The following is a 17,593-nucleotide window of genomic DNA, read 5'->3' on the forward strand; positions in this document are numbered from 1 at the left end:
CGTATTTATAGCCTTATGAACATCTTGACATTTTCTACCCTTACTAACTTTCTTTTTTATTTATATCTGATTATAATTAGTTATGTCTTGTTATAACGAGTTATAAAAGGAGTATACTCATCGTGAAAAAATATTATCGTTTATTTGCGACAATGTTAGTACTAGTCGGACTATTAGCAGCCTGTGGTAACCAAGAGGCGGCAACAAACGAACCAGTTGAACTAACAATTTCTGCGGCAGCTAGTCTACAGGATGCCTTAGAAGAACTGAAAACAACTTATGAACAACAACACGATACAATCAAAATCCTCTATAACTTTGGAGGTTCAGGTGCTTTACAGCAACAAATTTTACAAGGGGCTCCTGCAGACCTTTTCTTTTCAGCAGCAAAGGATAAATTTGATGCGCTTGTAGCGAAAGAAATGATCGATCAAAAGCTAGGAACGGATCTTTTAGCCAATGATTTAGTATTAATCGTGCCTAAAAGCAATGAAAAGCAAATTCAATCCTTTGAAGATTTACAACAAGCAGGAAAAATTGCACTCGGTACGCCCGAAACGGTTCCTGCCGGGCAGTATGGTGTGGACACATTAAAAAATATGCAATTGTGGGATTCACTCGAATCAAAAGTAGTGTATACAAAAGATGTACGTCAAGTACTTACTTATACAGAAACAGAAAATGTGGATGCGGGTATGGTCTATAAAACAGATGCCCTTGTCTCTGATAAGGTCAATGTCGTGGCAACTGCCGATGATGCTATGCACGCACCGATTATTTATCCTGTAGGTGTTCTAAAAGCTAGTAAGCATGGGCAAGAGGCGGAGGATTTTTATCACTTCTTACAAAGTGATGAAGCTATGGATGTCTTTGAAAAGTATGGATTTAAAGGGGCTCAATAAAAGATGAGTACCGATTTTTGGTCTCCACTTAGGCTTTCGATCGAAATTGCTTTTGTTGCAGGGATCATCGCTATTATAGCAGGTATTTTAATGGGTAAATGGATGGCAACCCATGATTTCAAAGGCAAACTAGTGCTAGAAACGGTATTGCTATTACCATTAGTATTACCTCCTACAGTAGTCGGTTTCCTGCTTATCGTCATTTTCGGGAAAAATAGTATGTTAGGAGATATCATTATCTGGCTATTCGATCAACCTATCATGTTCACATGGTGGGCGGCCGTCATCGCTTCTACAATCGTTGCCTTTCCATTAATGTATCAATCAGCTAAAACTGGCTTTGCCTCTGTCGATCGAGATATTGAAAATGCAGCACGTGTGGATGGGGCGAATGAATGGCAGGTCTTTCTTTACGTGTCCATTCCCCTTGCATTAAAGGCACTTGTTTCTGGTGGGATTCTAAGCTTCACACGAGCTTTGGGTGAGTTTGGAGCGACACTTATGTTTGCGGGAAATATTCCAGGGAAAACACAAACAACACCGCTAGCAATATATATGGCCATCGATTCTGGAAACATGCCCCTTGCCTGGACATGGGTTCTGTGTATGATCGCCATTTCCTTCCTTTTACTTCTTAGTATCCATATCCTGAAAGTATAAAAGAGGTAGTTGGCTCAAGCCAACTACCTCTTTTAGCTCATCCCCCACTGATCGGTGGAATAAAGGCGATTGTGTCGCCAGATTTGACAATCGTCGTATCCGTTGCAAATTCTTCATTAACCGCTGTCATGATCTGTTGTAATGATAGCTGAGGGTAGCGCTTTTCCATCCACTCTTTTAATTGCGCAACTGTCACATCTGACAGCTCTACTGATAGCTTTGATTCACCTAGTGCTTCCTGTAGGTGGGCAAATAATAAAATGTTAATCACAGGTTTTCCTCCTCCTGAATGGCTGGTTTCCCTTGCGGATAGGGAACATTTTCTAATTGATCACCAATCCACTCTGTCCCGTCCTCCCAATGTTCTTTTTTCCATATGGGCACGATTTGTTTTATGCGATCAATTGCATATTCATTCGCCATGTAAGCTATTTTACGATGCGGTGATGACACAGCAATCACTACGGCAATATCGGAAATAGCTAAATGACCGACACGATGGGTGATGGCCACTTTTGCTTCTGGCCACTCTTCTTGTATTTCCTTTGCAATCTGTTCAAACATTTTAATCGCCATTGCTGGATAGGCTTGATATTCCAAATGCATCGTTTTTTTACCATTTGTCATTTCACGCACTGTACCGATGAATAATGTGATGGCTCCAGCATTTCGACTAAGGACTTTTTGTCTTACTTCCTCCACATCTATTGGTTGATCGATAACTTCAAATAACGCTGTCGTCATCGTTTTTCCCTCATTTCTGCCAATAAAAATTCCATATATTGTGTTTCGTCATGAATCGAAAAAGCAGGGATTGTTAGGAATGGATCGAGTGGATAGCTTGGCCAATAAATCACACAGAGGATATTGGTTACTTGCTGTAGCAGTATTTGGTCCTCAGGCGTGCGCAGCAACACAACCTTCGGATAATGTTCATTTTTATACCCTTCAATTAGCATGATATCCAGTGGAAGGGACTCATAAATCGCTAGTATATCAGCCAATTGCCAGCTATTTTGGTGGATACTCATACGTAAAGTACCCGCCCCCTCCACTGCTGTGACAACCGCGCCTGCTTGCTCATGCCGACTACTATCCTTGGAAGTTTCGATCGTCGGTACTCCACCATGTCCATGATGCTTAATGGTTCCTACCCTTAGCCCTTCCATTGTAGCCTGCCTGATCAATTGCTCCATCAATGTTGTTTTCCCACTATTTTGATAGCCAACTATCTGTAAGATTTTTCGATATTGTCCCAAGGCCACTCACTTCCTTGTAGATCTTCTAGCAAAAGGACATCCACTTGCATACCCTTTTCATAGCCTCTAGAGCCACCTGGTAAAACAATGAATGCATTGGCTGTCGCTAAAGATGAAACTGCACTCGATTTATCGAACCCAGATGGGACAGTTACGAGCTTCCCTTTTTCATATTCGATACGAGCTCGTACAAAGCGTGTAAAGGGATTGGGCTTTGTAAAATCAGCCCCTAAAATCGCTTGCTCTCTGCGTAAATGTGGTTGAGTATGCCCATATGCAGAACGTATAATCGGACGTACAAATAGCTCAAAGCCAACATAGCAGGCTGAAGGATTACCAGAAAGACCAAATAATAATTTGTCGTTGCGAGCAGCAACCGTTGTCACACTACCTGGACGCATCGCTATTTTATTAAACAATACCTTTGCATCAATCGCCTCGTAAATAGCTGGTAAATAATCATAATCACCTACAGAAACGCCACCCGTTGTAATTAAAATATCAACTTCCTGTAGGGCCTTTTCAACACGATCAATACATAACGCAAGATCGTCACTAAATTTGCCAAAATATTTTACTTCTGCGCCAGCACGCTCAATTTGCGCCATTATCATATAGGCATTACTATTGCGAATCTTACCTGGCTGTAAAGATTCACCTGGCTCTAGTAATTCGCTACCAGTGGCAATCACACCAATAACTGCTTTACGATAAACAGGTACTTGCTCATAGCCAAAAGTAGCAAGTAGTGCCAACACACCTGGATTAATCGTTTGCCCTTGCTCAATGAGGACAGTACCTTTTTGTATATCTTCTCCTCTATAGGAAATGTTGCTTCCTGCTTCAAAAGGTCGTTTAATGGACATATACTTTTGATGATTTTCTTCGAATGTATGGGTTAATTCTAGCATAACCACTGCATCACACCCTTGAGGTATTGGCGCCCCGGTCATAATGCGGACTGCTTGATGATCGCCAACTACGTCTTCATAGACATAGCCCGCGCCAATTTCTCCAACAACTTGAAAGCGGACTGGTTGCTGTGATGAGGCTTCCTTACTATCGACGGAACGAATGGCATAGCCATCATACGGCGAACGATCGAAAGCAGGTACATCATGATCGGCTCTAATAGCTTGTGCTAGAAAACGTCCATGTGCTTGCGTTAATGGCACATGCTCCTTTTTTGCTTGAAAGGCATAGTCCATAACACGATGAACGGCTTCTGCCACAGGAATTGGTTGTCTTTTTTCTACCATTTGGTACACTCCCTAACCTAATAAACGATAATAAATGCTTTTGGCTTTCTGTATATCTTGTATACCATGTATCACAACTCGCCCATCTTGGAAAATAACGATTCGGTAATCGTCCGCTTGGCAAGATAGCAAATAAGGATTCACCTGGACTTCACCGTGGGAACGGAGCTGATTTGCCAGCTGATCAAGCGAATAGTAAATGGGCTTTGGTGGTCGAATTTGTACCGCGTCTCGACCACAAAGGATCTGTAATTTCGTTTGATTTTCATAGGAGAGATAAGGATAGGTTGGCTGATCACCACAAGATGGACAATCAGACTGCCTTATTTTCTCCACATTGATTTCATAGTGTTGATTTTGCCAAACATCAAACGTTAAGTAGCTTTTTCGTAAGGCCTTGTCATCTCCAACAAGCAGTTTAAGGACCTCTGCCACTTGATAAGCTGCAACAATTTGAACTGCTGGACTAATAATGCCAACGGTATCACAAGTCATCCCTGTATGGGGCATCACTTTTAATAAGCAATGCAAACAGGGCGTTTTGCCTGGCACAACCGTGTAGGTCGCACCATAACTACCAACACAAGAGCCATATACCCAAGGAATACGATACTTTTGCGCAAGGTCATTCATGACAAAGCGAACATCAAAATTATCGGTCGCATCGACCATCACATCAACATCTTCAACTAATGGTAGCAAGGTCTCTGTGCAAGCATCCATAATGCCGACATGAATTTCTACCTCTGTGTTTATTTGTTGGAGACGCTTTTTAGCTGCGATAACTTTGGGCATTTTTTCTTGTGCATCTAGCTCTGTATATAATTGCTGTCTTTGTAAATTACTCCACTCTACATAATCACGATCAATGAGTGTCAGCCTGCCAATACCTGCCCGCACAAGCGCTTCTGCACTAGCACTCCCCAATGCCCCCGCACCTATGATAAGGACGTGTTTTTGCTGAAGGAATTGTTGCCCAGTTTGTCCGATAGGGTGAAATAATTGTTGTCTAGAATATCTATTTTGCATACGTATGTGGCCTTTCTTTCTATGAATTTTCGTTTGACCTTTTTATTTATAGCATTATAATAAAAGCAATGTTTTTTAGCAAAAACGCATTAGAAGGAGGTCTTACTGTGCATCCCACACATCAGCAACAACCAATTCAAGTTGCCATTTTAACGGTCAGTGATACACGCACAAAGGCAGACGATCATGCTGGTCAGCGTATTCAGTCCTTACTACAGGAAGCTACATTTGAAGTTATAGACTACCAACTAACAAAGGATGAACCGCTCGATATCGCTCATTATGTTAAAAATTGGTGCAGCGATCCAACAATTAATGCCATTATCGTTACTGGTGGAACAGGATTTACACCAAGAGACCAAACCTATGACACCATTCTGCCTCTGTTTGAAAAAGAAATGATGGGGTTTGGTGAATTATTTCGAATGCTCAGCTATGAAGAAATTGGCCCAAAGGCGATGTTTAGTCGTGCCACCGCTGGAAGTCTTCAGCAAACAGCCATTTATGTTTTACCAGGCTCTACAAATGCGGTGACTTTAGCTATGACGAAGCTCATAGTACCTACAGTCCAACATTTTGTCGGTGAGTTGAAGCGCGTATGAAAATTGCAGGTATAGTGTTAGCTGGCGGTCAATCCTCTCGCTATGGACAGCCAAAAATGTTTGAGATGTTTGCTGGACAGCCATTATATAAACATAGTCTCATAGCCCTGCAAAAAAATCAGCTGGATCCTCTTATTATCGCTACAAATGCGCACTTACAACATCAGTTTGGACAGGAAAATGTCCAGTGGGTTATTGAAAAGCAGCCACATCAAGGCCCTCTTTTTGCTTTGCATCATATCATGACAGCCTATCCTGATGTGGAATGGTTTTTTGTCTTAGCAAGCGATATGCCTTATATGAATGCAGAATTTATCCAAAAAATGTTAGGGCTGATTAATGACACTTATGATGCCATTGTTCCGACGCAAGCACTACGCGATCAGCCATTAGCTGCATTATATCGACGTACTGCTTTACCAAAGGCGACACAGCTAACAGCACAAAATAAACGGAGTATGAAAGTGCTTTTAGAGCAACTTCGTGTCTGTTATGTCCCTTTTGATGACGATAGCTCAACATTTATCAATATCAACGCACAAAAAGACTGGTCACAAACAAGTAAAAAGGAGTTTAATAATGAATAATTTTACACACTGGAACGAAGAAGGTCGTCCTAAAATGGTCGATATCTCCGCAAAAGAAATCACAACACGTACAGCCATTGCGCGCAGTACGATTCTTTTATCTGATGCGGTCTATGAAGCCATCCAACAAGGTGGCATTAAAAAAGGTGATCCGACGCAAGTTGCGCAAATTGCAGGGATTATGGGAGCTAAAAAAACAGCTGATATCATTCCCATGTGCCATCCCATCATGCTACAGGGTACGGATTTCCAGTTTGACTATGAAAAAGCAGAGAATGGCTATGAGCTCCATATTCAAGCCACTGTTAAATGCAGTGGAAAAACGGGTGTTGAAATGGAAGCTCTCACTGCTGTGTCTGTCGCAGCACTAACTTTTTATGATATGTGCAAAGCCGTTGATAAGACGATGGTCATCAAAGAAACTTACCTTGTTGAAAAAACAGGTGGGAAAAGTGGCACTTTTGTGCATAAATAAACAGAAAAAATTCGGCATTATTGTGCCGATTTTTTTCTGTTTTTTACACGCTACCCCCCAATATGAGACATTTCAATTTTTGACGTTTTCCTTTTTGCCATCGTTTGTTCATTGCGTTCATCTGAATAACGATCATTTCTTGTTTCCCAAACGTTCGTTATGCACTTGATGATGGCAGCATCATCTTGCCCTGAACGTAACAATTCCCTTAAATCCGTGCCTTCTGTTGCAAATAAACAAGTGTATAATGAACCTTCTGCGGAGAGACGAGCACGTGAGCAATTGGAGCAAAATGAATCCGTTACAGATGAAATTACACCAATCTCACCTTGAGCATCTTGATACTGATAACGCGTTGCCACCTCTCCTTTATAATTGGGCGCTACTGGTTGTAACGGCGTAAACCGATGGATTTGCTCAATAATCTCTTTTTTGGACACCACATCATCCAAACGCCAGCCGTTCGAATTCCCTACATCCATATATTCAATAAAGCGTAGAATATGCTGTTTTTCTTTAAAAAACTGCGCCATGGTAACAATATCTTGTTCGTTTTTCCCTTTTTGAACAACCATATTAATTTTTACTTGTAAGCCCGCTTCTGCAGCCTTTTCAATTCCCTCTAACACTGGCAATACCTTGCCTCTATGACCATTCATCTCGAAAAAACGCTCATCATCAAGCGAGTCTAAACTAACAGAAACTCGGGCTAAGCCTGCCTGTGCCAATGAGTGTGCGTATTTTTTTAATAACGAGCCATTGGTTGTTAAAGCAATATCTTCTACCCCTTTTATGCGGTGAATACGGGCAATTAATTCGGGCAAATCACGACGTAGTAAGGGTTCCCCACCTGTAATCCGTATTTTTTTCACGCCCAATGAAACAAAGATTTTTACTAATCGTTCAATTTCATCAAAACTTAATATTTTATCAGACGGTAAAAATGCGTAATCTGGACCAAATACTTCTGCTGGCATACAATAGCGACAGCGAAAATTACAACGATCTGTCACGGATATTCTTAAATCTCTTAACGGTCTGTGTAATTGGTCTTGTAGATTCGTCATCTAATCTCCTTCTTTCAATTCATTAGCTGGTAATAGGATGCGTTGTGGGTGTGTATAAATATTCAATGTCTGTTGCCGAATAAAGCCAACCGTCGTAATACCAAGCTGCTCTGCTAATTGCAATGCTAATTCTGTGGGTGCTGATTTAGACAGCACGATGGCACAGCCTATTTTGGAAACCTTTAGTAAAATCTCCGATGATATTCGTCCGCTAAAGACGATAATTTTATCTTCCATACGGATGTTGTTGCGTAGGCAATAGCCGTAAATTTTATCCAAAGCATTATGACGTCCAATATCCATGCGACTTAGGACGATGCCATTTACATCACATAGTGCAGCATTATGCACGCCACCCGTTTTCTTAAAAATATCGGCACTATCCTGCATCGCATGCATTAAACGGAAGCAATCTTCGGTCGTTATTTGCACATGGACTTGATCCATTTTTTTTGCTACTAATGCATCGTTCGTAAACACAAAGCCTTGTCGACTCATCCCACAGCAGGACGTAATATAGCGCTTGTTTTGCGTCTGTTGGTAATAAGGATTAATATGCTTTGTTTTAATATGCACAAAACCCTCTTTCTCTTGGTGCCAAATTTCCTCAATATCCTCAAAACTACGAATCACTCGTTCAGAAGCTAAGTAGCCAATAACCATATCTTCTACATACTCGGGTGTACAGACCATCGTGACAAATTCCTGCTGATTAATTTTTACGGTAACAGCGTATTCTGAAACAATTAAATCAACCATTTCTGTCACTCGTTGTCCTTCAACACGCACAATTTTTCTTGTCATTGCTCGATCCATAAGGCATCCCCTTTATTCACTGATATGCTTTTCAAAAACAAAGACGGAAATCGCAAAATCCTCTTCAATTTTAATATCTGAAAATAAGTGAAGTAATTTGCTGCCCATCAATTCTTCCATACCCTCTGGTGGCGATTGTCTATATAAATCTTGAATCATACTCGTCCTTGCAGCATGCACCATTTTCAGCCCTTCTGGTGTACTGGCAATAAATTTTTCTGTCGGAGTGATATTTCCGTATAAGGTAGATACAGCCATATTCTCGACAAAAACGGTATGAATACGTTCAGGACCTTTACCAAATACTTCCTTTCTTAACTTTCGAATCATGTCATTAAATTCGTGGATTTTTTTAGACATAGCAACGATTCTCCCATCATAATTAAACTTTTTTAGGCAAATGGTTATGTAGGCCACCCTTACAGTTTGTTAATGATATAGCAACTTTTAAAAAAATAAAAGAGAAAATACTTTTTGATAATAATTCTCATTTAATAAATTTTATGATAAATATTGTTCATTTTGAAGGAAAGGGCTATAATATTCATATCACAAATGGAATTAATTTATTTTGAACCCTATGTTACGATGTTGCATAGTGTTTTTAATAGTTGAATTCTATTGTAATTAAAAAATAAAAGTAGATTGAGTTTTTAGCAAGACCTGCTAAGAATTTTATCCACCATGAATTATTAGCATGTCTCGGACATGTAATTTCATGGTGGATTTTTTTATTTTTTCAAAACCGAGACTTGGATAACATGTTATGATCTAGCAATTTACCTATTTTGAGGTAGCTTCAAGAACCATTGGGAATTACAATGATAACAAGACAATCTTTTCAACAATCACCAACTCGATTTGTTATTCCCTTTTGTCTTAAGCTGTACCATGTTATCCGATTCGTCTCAAAGTGCAAAAGGAGGAAGTTACCTTGACTCAAATTAATATTAATGGCGTACCGTATGAAGTAAAAGAAGGAGCTACAATCCTTGATACCATTAATCAACATGACATTCCGCATCCACAGATTTGTCATGTGCCCGCTGTTGACCCCATTGAAACATGTGATACATGTATCGTAGAAGTGAATGGCCAATTAGTTCGTTCCTGCTCTACAAAGGCAGTAGACGGCATGAATGTATTCCTAACTTCTGACAAAGCAAAAGCGGCACAAACAGAAGCGATGGACCGTCTACTCGAAAATCATTTACTGTATTGTACAGTTTGTGATAACAACAATGGCAATTGTGCTTTACACAACACTGCCGAAATGATGGAAATCGAGCATCAAAAATATCCCTACCAGCCAAAAGTGGAACCTCATGAAGTAGACATGTCACATCCGTTTTATCGATACGATCCTAACCAATGTATCGCTTGTGGTCAGTGCGTAGAGGTTTGTCAGAATCTACAGGTAAATGAAACATTATCCCTTGATTGGGAAGCAGAAAGACCACGTGTCATTTGGGATACGGGCGTTGCTATCAATGATTCTTCCTGTGTAAGTTGTGGTCAATGCGTAACCGTATGTCCATGTAATGCCTTAATGGAAAAATCCATGCTTGGAGAGGCTGGATTTATGACTGGCCTCAAACAGGATATGTTAGATCCGATGATCAGTTTGATTAAGGAAGTTGAACCAGGCTATAGCGGTATTTTTGCCGTTTCTGAAGTGGAAGCAGCCATGCGTAGTAAGCGCACCAAAAAAACAAAAACAGTATGTACTTTCTGTGGTGTAGGCTGCTCGTTCGAAGTTTGGACAAAGGGTCGTAAAATTTTAAAAGTACAGCCTTCCGATGGTCCAGTAAATGCGATTTCTACATGTGTCAAAGGGAAATTCGGCTGGGATTTTATCAATTCTGAGGAACGTATTACAAAACCACTCATTCGTAAAAATAATGAGTTTGTGGAATCATCGTGGGATGAAGCACTTGATTTAATTGCAACAAAACTAGGTGGCATTCAACAACAATATGGTCCAGGTTCTGTTGGCTTTATCTCCTCTTCTAAAATTACAAATGAAGAGAATTACTTAATTCAAAAAATGGCCCGTCAATTATTTGGCACAAACGATGTCGATAATTGTTCTCGTTATTGCCAATCTCCTGCAACTGATGGTTTATTACGTACAGTTGGCATGGGAGGAGATGCTGGTACGATCAAAGATATTGCTAAGGCTGGACTTGTCATTATTGTTGGGGCTAATCCAGCTGAGGGACATCCTGTTTTAGCAACACGTGTGAAACGTGCACATAAATTACATGGTCAGAAATTAATTGTTGCTGATATTCGTAAGCATGAAATGGCAGAGCGTTCCGACATATTTATGCGTCCAAAGCAAGGTACTGATCAAGTTTGGTTAATGGCTGTTACCAAATATATCATTGATCAAGGTTGGCATGATGAAGCGTTTATTCAAGAAAACGTCCTTCATTATGATGATTTTAAACAAGTACTTGCAACCTATACACTTAATTATGCACAAGAAATGACTGGTATTAGTAAGGAAACATTGATCGAAGTAGCTGAAATGATTCGTGATGCAGATGGTACATGTGTTCTTTGGGGCATGGGTGTAACACAAAATACTGGTGGCTCCTATACATCCGCAGCGATTTCAAATTTACTTTTGGCAACTGGGAACTATCGTCGTCCAGGTGCTGGTGCCTACCCACTCCGCGGCCATAACAATGTGCAAGGTGCCTGCGATATGGGGACACTTCCAAATCTATTGCCAGGCTATCAAAGAGTCACAGATGACGAGGCACGTGCAAAATTCGAAAAAGCCTATGGTGTCCCTATTCAACCACAGCCTGGTCGAAATAATATGCAAATGTTAGATGCGATTATGGAAGGGAAAATGAAAGCGATGTATTTAGTGGGCGAAGATATGGCACTTGTTGACTGTAATGCCAACCATGTAGATGAGGTGCTTTCACAGCTTGACTTTTTCGTTGTCCAAGATTGTTTCCTATCACGCACAGCACAATATGCAGATGTGATTTTACCTGCTGCGCCTTCGCTTGAAAAAGAAGGTACATTTACGAATACGGAACGTCGTGTTCAACGCCTGTATCAAGTATTACCAACACTTGGTGAGTCGAAAGCAGATTGGGAAATATTGCAAGCGGTTGCTCGTCGTTTAGGGGCAGATTGGCATTATGATCACCCAAGCGACATTTTTGATGAAATGGCGAGCCTGTCTCCCCTCTTCTCACAAGCCAACTATGATGTTCTTGAAGGCTGGGGAAGCTTCTGTTGGGGTAGCCATGATGGTAAAGATACACCATTATTATATGAAGATGGCTTTAACTTCCCTGATAAGAAAGCTCGTTTTGCTTTAAATGATTGGGTGCAGCCTGTTGAGTTTGAAGCACAATACGATTGTCATATTAATAATGGCCGTATGCTTGAACACTTCCATGAAGGAAATCTAACAAATAAATCGAAAGGTATTCAATCGAAAGTACCTGAAATTTTCGTTGAAGTATCACCAGAATTGGCGAAAGAACGAGGCATTGCAGATGGAGCCCTACTTCGTTTAGTGTCTCCATATGGTGCCTTGAAGCTAAATGCTCTTGTTACAGATCGCGTACAAGGAAACGAATTATTCTTACCAATGAACTCTGTTAGCAAAGATTCAGCCATCAACTTCCTAACTGGCCCTGCAGCAGATGTGAATACGTCAACACCAGCTTATAAACAAACAAAAGTACGAGTAGAAGTGCTAAAAGCAAAAGGTAAATCACCACTTCCTCGCACAAACCCACGCTATAAAAAGCGTCATCCTCAAAATGGTGTTGAGGTACAACGAAAATGGAATCGTCCTGGCTACGTTCACTTAACAACCATAAACGAAAGAGAGTGAGAGCATGGCTGTACCCATTACAGGCATTAAAAAACAACAATTAACAGAAGAACAACTAAAAGAACAAAAATTAGATAATCTAAAAGAACTGCTTTCTGAAAATGAAGAAGCCGTCAATCAGGTGTTTAGTATTATGGCTGAATTAAATGATATCGGTGCACTAGAAGCAGCAATGAAGCTACTTGAAGCCAAAGAGGAAGTGGCACATATTGCACTTGGACAATTAACACGTAAGCCTGTAACTAATATCATTAACAATTTAATGGGTGTTGCGGGAGCATTGACGGAGCTCAATCCTGAAACAACGACTAAGCTGATTGAAGGCTTAAATACAGGCGTAGATGAAGCAAGCAAAGCACTTGAATCGAATGAAAAGGTCAGTGCCTTTAAGCTCATGAAAATGATAAACGATCCAGATGTCAATCGTGCGCTCAATTTTGGGGTTCATTTCTTAAAGGGACTCGGCAAAGGCTTAAAAGAATAAGGTGGTTCCTAAATGTTAACAAAAGAAAATGTTGTAAACGCATTGAAACAGGTAAATGATCCTGAGCTACATCAGAGTATTGTAGATTTGAATATGGTGCGAAACATTCAAATACATGACAACCATATAGCGCTGGATATTATTTTGACCATACCAGGATGTCCGTTAAAGGCGAAAATACAGCAAGATGTGGAGGAGGCCTTACAAGCGCTTGGTGCCTCCACTGTTACCATTAGCTTTGGTGCTATGACAGATCAGGAGCGTCGCACTTTAACAGCCTCTCTACAGGCAAAAAATGTAACTGAACAAGGAATGCCAAACATGCTACTGCCTAATTCTGGTGTTCAATTCATTGCCATTACAAGTGGTAAAGGCGGTGTTGGAAAGTCTACAGTGACCATTAATTTAGCGGTTGCACTTGCTCGTCTTGGCAAACGTGTAGGTATTTTAGATGCTGATATCTATGGTTTCAGTATCCCTGCCATGATGAAGATTGATCAAAAGCCTACCATGCTTGATCAAACGGCGATTCCAGTAGAACGTAACGGCGTAAAAATAATGTCGATGGGCTTTTTTACAAATGACAACCAGCCTGTTATGTGGCGTGGTCCTATGCTCAATAAGTGGATTCGCAATTTCCTTGTCAACACGCTATGGGGAGATTTAGATTACCTCCTCATCGATTTACCACCTGGTACAGGAGATGTTGCAATTGATATGGCTGCGATGATTCCACAAGCCCAAGAAATCATCGTGACAACACCGCATCTTGCCGCTTCTCATGTTGCATCTCGTGCAGGCTTGATGGCGCAACATACGAAACACAGGATTCTTGGTGTTGTTGAAAACATGGCCTATTTTGAAGGTGCTGACGGTCAAAAAAACTATCTATTTGGACAAGGCGGAGCCGAACAATTAGCAGATTTATTACAGACAGATGTAATCGCTCAAATTCCTTTTGCTCAACCTGAGGAAAATACAGGTTCCTCGGTCTATGATGAAGTGTCGATAATCGGTGAAGTGTTTACTCATTTAGCAGAAGATCTACTCTATAAATAATTTAAAACCCTTGATTTGTTTTTACGCAAATCAAGGGTTTTTTCTATTACTTATAACCAGCCTTTTGTAACACCTGCATGAAATAAAAACGATACGTATTTTTTACAAATGTCTCTAGAGGTAGTCCTACATTCACTTGATATTTTGTAAATATAAAATAAAATCGTTTATCCCACTTTAGGCGTAATAACTCGCCTGCTTCTTCGCCATACTTCATCGTAAATTCTTCCATCAAAGGTTCGATCATCTCATAACAATAATCTTTTAAATGGGCCAGTGCTTCAATATCCTTATCCCTTTGAAAGCGTATAATCCAATCTACTAATTGTTCATTCATATTTGCACGCCGTCCTTTTAATAAGAGTTTCTTCCTATTAAATTATACTCCTTTTTTGGCGAATCAAAAAAAGAACGATTTTTCCAATAGATTTCACTCATCAATAGGACGATTCCAACGTAGATGATAGTGAACAGACCTCTTATTCATTTTTTTGTCCAATACCAGTAATCTATCACCAGCTTGAATGACGTAGCTATTCTCTAATGTCCGAACAGTGGGCTGTTGTTGTTGGGAATTAATGATGCCAATATTGCGTTCCCACAATACCTGATGTTTGTTCATATCATAGAGCAATAACATGTGTTCAGCACTTTCTCGCTGTGTTTGCCTATATGAAACAAGAGCCGTTTTTTCTATGATATCTACATCCACCACTTTTGGTTGTAAATTTTCATAGGCTTGAATGGCTGGCTCGGTTAGGACAACTTGACTAAAATCGCGAATGGCCTGATAATCCTCTACAGGCTGTGGATGTGTAGCAAAATAGCCCGGCAACTCTGTCTCGATGAAAAAACGGGCAGATAGGTAATCTTGAGCCTTCGCATCCTCACTTAATGTTTTACCATCAAAGCGATAGAATTTGCCATCGACCCCTTCCAAATATAAATGGTTCTCTAGCACAGCCATTTGATGTGCATTATTGCTCAATATCGCTATTAATGACGGATGTTGCGTTCGAAAATCTTTTTCAGAAAGTAGTTCTTTGCCTGTTTCCATATCTACCAAGGATAATTGACCAAACTCATCATCACGATGATGGACAAGAACACCCCCCATAAATTCCCCAAGCAGTGTTTCTTTATAGGAAGCTGATTTTATCCATTGCTTTTCACCTGTTTGTAAATTCACAGCTACTAGGAGATGGTGTGCGATTAAATGCGTAATTCCATTCGATGTCCCATTATTTTCTGAGCCTTGCACCATTTGAACAGCAATGCTTTGTGAATCATCTGTATAGATAGGAGAATCTGATTTGATGGGAAAACCTCTCCCTGCTAAGCCAAAAACAATCATTAATAGATTACTGACCAATAAAAAAGCAATGAGCAAAATGCTAGAAGTAACGAGGCGTTTACGTTTCAAGACGATAAACATTAACAGTAAAAATCCTATGCCCAGCACGATGCAGAAAAAAATATCATGGATAAGCCAACCATTTAAACGCCATGAATCGATATATCGTTGTAGAAATTGTTCCACTTCTCTACCCCCCTCAAACAACGACTAACTAAAATCTGAATAAAGGACATAACGGTCACATTCCAAGCATTGAAATAAATAGCCTTGATGATGACCATTGTTCATTAAGGATGCAGAAAGTTCTTCTTTTGAAAAGCCGGTATAATTATCAAATTGATCCTCAATTCCTAGCTCTACTAAATCACGCCAACCAACATAGCCGATAAACGCACAATAGTCAGAGCAATGTGCCACCCAATTATTGCCCTGCCAGCTTACATAGCCAGGCGTCCGAAAGAGTACTTCCTCAGCAAACTTGGGGTTCGTAACCTGTTCATCATCCATTAAGTCTTGCTGGAAAGAACCATCATATTTTTGAGCTGCTTCCCCACTATGGATGCAGGAAGGACAAAGATAATCTACTTCCTCAATTGCATAAATACCACCAGTATAATAGACATCCACTTCTTGCTCGCAACAATCACATACAACGATTTCATCTGTTTCAAAAATTTCAGCCTCTAGAGGGTTTGGTAGATATTTAAACGTTGGAATTTTCGTTTTAAGCTGCTGATGGTCTCTAATTTTTCTTGGCAGCAGAGGATTCACCGAATTTGGTTTATCTATGTAGGTCTGGAGAACGCCATACTTTTTTCGATCCTTTTTATCGTCTTTATTCATAATGACAGTAAATAACTGATATGCCTCATGATACATCCTAAGTAAACAGTAGACCTCTACTAATATCCTTAATGTTTCTTCTGTTTGTTGAACCTGCTTTAATTGATCTTTAAAAATATGCATTTGATTAATGGTTATCGGATTGGAAGGATTAAATTTTTGTCTTAGTTCGTGCCATTCTTCCACAATCGTCATAAAAAATAAGCCTCCTTCTCACTTGCTATTTGGCAAATGAATAATCTTTTATCATTTGGCAGATTTCCACTTTATAGTTTGTGTACCATTTGTCTTTACCCAATTGTTGTGCTGTTAAATGCTTGGCATTGTCTTTCCATGCTTGGATAGCCTCTAGCGATTCCCAATAAGACACCGTTATGCCCTTTCCTTCCTCATTTCTAACACTTTCAACACGAATGAAACCAGGCTGTTGCTGTGCTAAGGCATCGATTAGGTCAGCCATCTTTCCATAGCCATCCCCATCTTGCTCAGTTCTTTGCGATGTAAAAATCACTGCATAATATGTTTCCATTTATTTCTCCTCCTCTATTACTTTTATTGTAAACCATAATGACTTTGACTAAAATCTAAATATAGGACACTGAAAGGATTGTGACAGAATGGGAATTAATCCAAACATGGCAGAAATAGCGGCACTTCTTGGTGAAACGTCAAGGGCAACCATACTTGCTAGTATGATGGACGGTCGTTTTCATACGGCTAGTGAACTAGCATATATGGCTGCCATCAAACCACAAACTGCTAGCTTTCATCTTGCTAAATTAGTAGAAGGAAAGCTGATAAAAGTTGAAAAACAGGGTCGTCATCGTTATTTTCAATTGGCTGGTGAGGACATTGCTCAACTTTTAGAGTCATTCCTAGCCATCTCTCCACCACCTGAAGTACGTTCATTAAAGCAATCGAGCCAAATCAAGTTATTACAGGATGCTAGAACTTGCTATGATCACCTTGCTGGTAAATTGGGTGTCCAATTAACGGAATCGATGCTGAAGGCAGGCTATCTTACATTGGAGGGTAAACAATTTGTCCTGACAGATGAGGGCATATTATTTTTTACGACATTCGGAATCGATTTAACTGCTTTAAAGAGAAAACGACGATCCTTTTCTCATGCCTGTTTAGATTGGAGTGAACGGCGTTATCATTTAGCTGGTGCACTAGGCTGTGAGCTATTAAATCAATTTTTCAACCTTGGTTGGCTTTTACGAGTTCCCTCTATTCGCGCCATTAAAGTGACGGAGAAAGGGAAAATAGGCTTTAAAGAGGTCTTTCATTTAGATTTGTAAATTAGGAAAGGGCACGGAG

At 40.1% G+C, this 17,593-nt stretch carries 21 protein-coding genes; 9 read left to right on the top strand and 12 right to left on the bottom strand.

The genetic code is table 11. The features are described 5' to 3' along the window. The first annotated feature begins 122 nt into the window (after nucleotides 1–122). Nucleotides 123–902 carry a molybdate ABC transporter substrate-binding protein gene (modA, locus tag MKY76_RS13770; RefSeq protein WP_342556745.1) on the top strand — a complete coding sequence of 260 codons (780 nt, stop codon included), beginning with the start codon at nucleotides 123–125 and terminating at the stop codon, nucleotides 900–902. 3 nt (nucleotides 903–905) lie between these two features. Further along, nucleotides 906–1,562 carry a molybdate ABC transporter permease subunit gene (gene modB / locus MKY76_RS13775; protein ID WP_103118319.1) on the top strand — a complete coding sequence of 219 codons (657 nt, stop codon included), beginning with the start codon at nucleotides 906–908 and terminating at the stop codon, nucleotides 1,560–1,562. A 37-nt stretch (nucleotides 1,563–1,599) separates the two neighbouring features. On the opposite strand, the gene moaD is transcribed toward modB, so the two are convergent. The 5 genes from moaD to MKY76_RS13800 are packed head-to-tail and all read right to left on the bottom strand — an operon-like array spanning nucleotide 1,600 to nucleotide 5,109. Then, nucleotides 1,600–1,833 carry a molybdopterin converting factor subunit 1 gene (moaD, locus tag MKY76_RS13780; RefSeq protein ID WP_004230585.1) on the bottom strand — a complete coding sequence of 78 codons (234 nt, stop codon included), beginning with the start codon at nucleotides 1,831–1,833 and terminating at the stop codon, nucleotides 1,600–1,602. Beyond that, complete coding sequence (locus MKY76_RS13785) at nucleotides 1,830–2,306, bottom strand: molybdenum cofactor biosynthesis protein MoaE (RefSeq protein ID WP_048392456.1); 477 nt, start codon at nucleotides 2,304–2,306, stop codon at nucleotides 1,830–1,832. Before MKY76_RS13785 ends, moaD begins: the two co-directional genes overlap by 4 nt. Then, complete coding sequence (mobB, locus tag MKY76_RS13790; protein WP_342556746.1) at nucleotides 2,303–2,821, bottom strand: molybdopterin-guanine dinucleotide biosynthesis protein B; 519 nt, start codon at nucleotides 2,819–2,821, stop codon at nucleotides 2,303–2,305. Before mobB ends, MKY76_RS13785 begins: the two co-directional genes overlap by 4 nt. Beyond that, complete coding sequence (gene glp, locus MKY76_RS13795; protein WP_342556747.1) at nucleotides 2,791–4,080, bottom strand: gephyrin-like molybdotransferase Glp; 1,290 nt, start codon at nucleotides 4,078–4,080, stop codon at nucleotides 2,791–2,793. Before glp ends, mobB begins: the two co-directional genes overlap by 31 nt. Nucleotides 4,081–4,092: 12 nt before the next feature. Beyond that, nucleotides 4,093–5,109, bottom strand: coding sequence for a thiazole biosynthesis adenylyltransferase ThiF (locus tag MKY76_RS13800; RefSeq protein ID WP_342556748.1), 1,017 nt, complete (start codon nucleotides 5,107–5,109; stop codon nucleotides 4,093–4,095). A gap of 107 nt (nucleotides 5,110–5,216) precedes the next feature. On the opposite strand from MKY76_RS13800, the gene MKY76_RS13805 reads away from it, so the two are divergent. Genes MKY76_RS13805 through moaC form a run of 3 tightly spaced genes read left to right on the top strand, consistent with a single transcriptional unit; the run spans nucleotide 5,217 to nucleotide 6,773 of the window. Beyond that, the gene (locus tag MKY76_RS13805; RefSeq protein WP_342556749.1) at nucleotides 5,217–5,711 is read left to right on the top strand and encodes a molybdenum cofactor biosynthesis protein B; all 495 of its coding nucleotides are present in this window, start codon (nucleotides 5,217–5,219) and stop codon (nucleotides 5,709–5,711) included. Next, entirely contained in the window at nucleotides 5,708–6,298 is a 591-nt protein-coding gene (locus MKY76_RS13810; RefSeq protein ID WP_342556750.1) for a molybdenum cofactor guanylyltransferase, read from the top strand. The genes MKY76_RS13805 and MKY76_RS13810 overlap by 4 nt, the downstream gene beginning before the upstream one ends. After that, nucleotides 6,291–6,773, top strand: coding sequence for a cyclic pyranopterin monophosphate synthase MoaC (gene moaC / locus MKY76_RS13815; protein WP_048392450.1), 483 nt, complete (start codon nucleotides 6,291–6,293; stop codon nucleotides 6,771–6,773). Before MKY76_RS13810 ends, moaC begins: the two co-directional genes overlap by 8 nt. A gap of 50 nt (nucleotides 6,774–6,823) precedes the next feature. On the opposite strand, the gene moaA is transcribed toward moaC, so the two are convergent. From moaA to MKY76_RS13830, 3 genes are read right to left on the bottom strand one after another with little or no spacing between them, the layout of a single operon-like run. Further along, nucleotides 6,824–7,840 (bottom strand): GTP 3',8-cyclase MoaA, encoded by a 1,017-nt coding sequence (moaA, locus tag MKY76_RS13820; protein WP_054550427.1) that lies wholly within the window; start codon nucleotides 7,838–7,840, stop codon nucleotides 6,824–6,826. After that, the gene (gene fdhD, locus MKY76_RS13825; protein WP_231595628.1) at nucleotides 7,841–8,644 is read right to left on the bottom strand and encodes a formate dehydrogenase accessory sulfurtransferase FdhD; all 804 of its coding nucleotides are present in this window, start codon (nucleotides 8,642–8,644) and stop codon (nucleotides 7,841–7,843) included. A 24-nt stretch (nucleotides 8,645–8,668) separates the two neighbouring features. Then, the gene (locus MKY76_RS13830; RefSeq protein ID WP_004230595.1) at nucleotides 8,669–9,016 is read right to left on the bottom strand and encodes a DUF2294 domain-containing protein; all 348 of its coding nucleotides are present in this window, start codon (nucleotides 9,014–9,016) and stop codon (nucleotides 8,669–8,671) included. Nucleotides 9,017–9,590: 574 nt separating this feature from the next. Between MKY76_RS13830 and fdhF the strand changes: the two genes are divergently transcribed. The 3 genes from fdhF to MKY76_RS13845 are packed head-to-tail and all read left to right on the top strand — an operon-like array spanning nucleotide 9,591 to nucleotide 14,070. Next, nucleotides 9,591–12,527: a formate dehydrogenase subunit alpha gene (gene fdhF, locus MKY76_RS13835; protein ID WP_342556751.1), complete on the top strand. Its 2,937-nt coding sequence runs from the start codon at nucleotides 9,591–9,593 to the stop codon at nucleotides 12,525–12,527. A 4-nt stretch (nucleotides 12,528–12,531) separates the two neighbouring features. Continuing rightward, a complete protein-coding gene (locus MKY76_RS13840) occupies nucleotides 12,532–13,011 on the top strand; it encodes a DUF1641 domain-containing protein (RefSeq protein WP_048392447.1) in 480 nt (159 codons plus the stop codon). Nucleotides 13,012–13,023: 12 nt separating this feature from the next. After that, nucleotides 13,024–14,070 carry an Mrp/NBP35 family ATP-binding protein gene (locus MKY76_RS13845; protein ID WP_259951151.1) on the top strand — a complete coding sequence of 349 codons (1,047 nt, stop codon included), beginning with the start codon at nucleotides 13,024–13,026 and terminating at the stop codon, nucleotides 14,068–14,070. 46 nt (nucleotides 14,071–14,116) lie between these two features. Here MKY76_RS13845 and MKY76_RS13850 read toward each other — a convergent pair whose 3' ends face one another. The 4 genes from MKY76_RS13850 to MKY76_RS13865 form a co-directional block, all read right to left on the bottom strand. After that, nucleotides 14,117–14,407 (bottom strand): hypothetical protein, encoded by a 291-nt coding sequence (locus tag MKY76_RS13850; protein ID WP_048392436.1) that lies wholly within the window; start codon nucleotides 14,405–14,407, stop codon nucleotides 14,117–14,119. A gap of 93 nt (nucleotides 14,408–14,500) precedes the next feature. After that, nucleotides 14,501–15,610 (bottom strand): PA2928 family protein, encoded by a 1,110-nt coding sequence (locus MKY76_RS13855; protein WP_342556752.1) that lies wholly within the window; start codon nucleotides 15,608–15,610, stop codon nucleotides 14,501–14,503. Nucleotides 15,611–15,634: 24 nt separating this feature from the next. Further along, nucleotides 15,635–16,465, bottom strand: coding sequence for a CbrC family protein (locus MKY76_RS13860; protein WP_342556753.1), 831 nt, complete (start codon nucleotides 16,463–16,465; stop codon nucleotides 15,635–15,637). Nucleotides 16,466–16,490: 25 nt separating this feature from the next. Next, nucleotides 16,491–16,799, bottom strand: coding sequence for an antibiotic biosynthesis monooxygenase (locus MKY76_RS13865; RefSeq protein WP_016991657.1), 309 nt, complete (start codon nucleotides 16,797–16,799; stop codon nucleotides 16,491–16,493). 88 nt (nucleotides 16,800–16,887) lie between these two features. On the opposite strand from MKY76_RS13865, the gene MKY76_RS13870 reads away from it, so the two are divergent. After that, nucleotides 16,888–17,574 carry a helix-turn-helix domain-containing protein gene (locus tag MKY76_RS13870; RefSeq protein ID WP_342556754.1) on the top strand — a complete coding sequence of 229 codons (687 nt, stop codon included), beginning with the start codon at nucleotides 16,888–16,890 and terminating at the stop codon, nucleotides 17,572–17,574. The last annotated feature ends 19 nt before the right edge of the window (nucleotides 17,575–17,593 follow it).

The sequence above is a fragment of the Lysinibacillus sp. FSL P4-0201 genome (genome assembly GCF_038593425.1).
GTDB lineage: Bacteria > Bacillota > Bacilli > Bacillales_A > Planococcaceae > Lysinibacillus > Lysinibacillus capsici.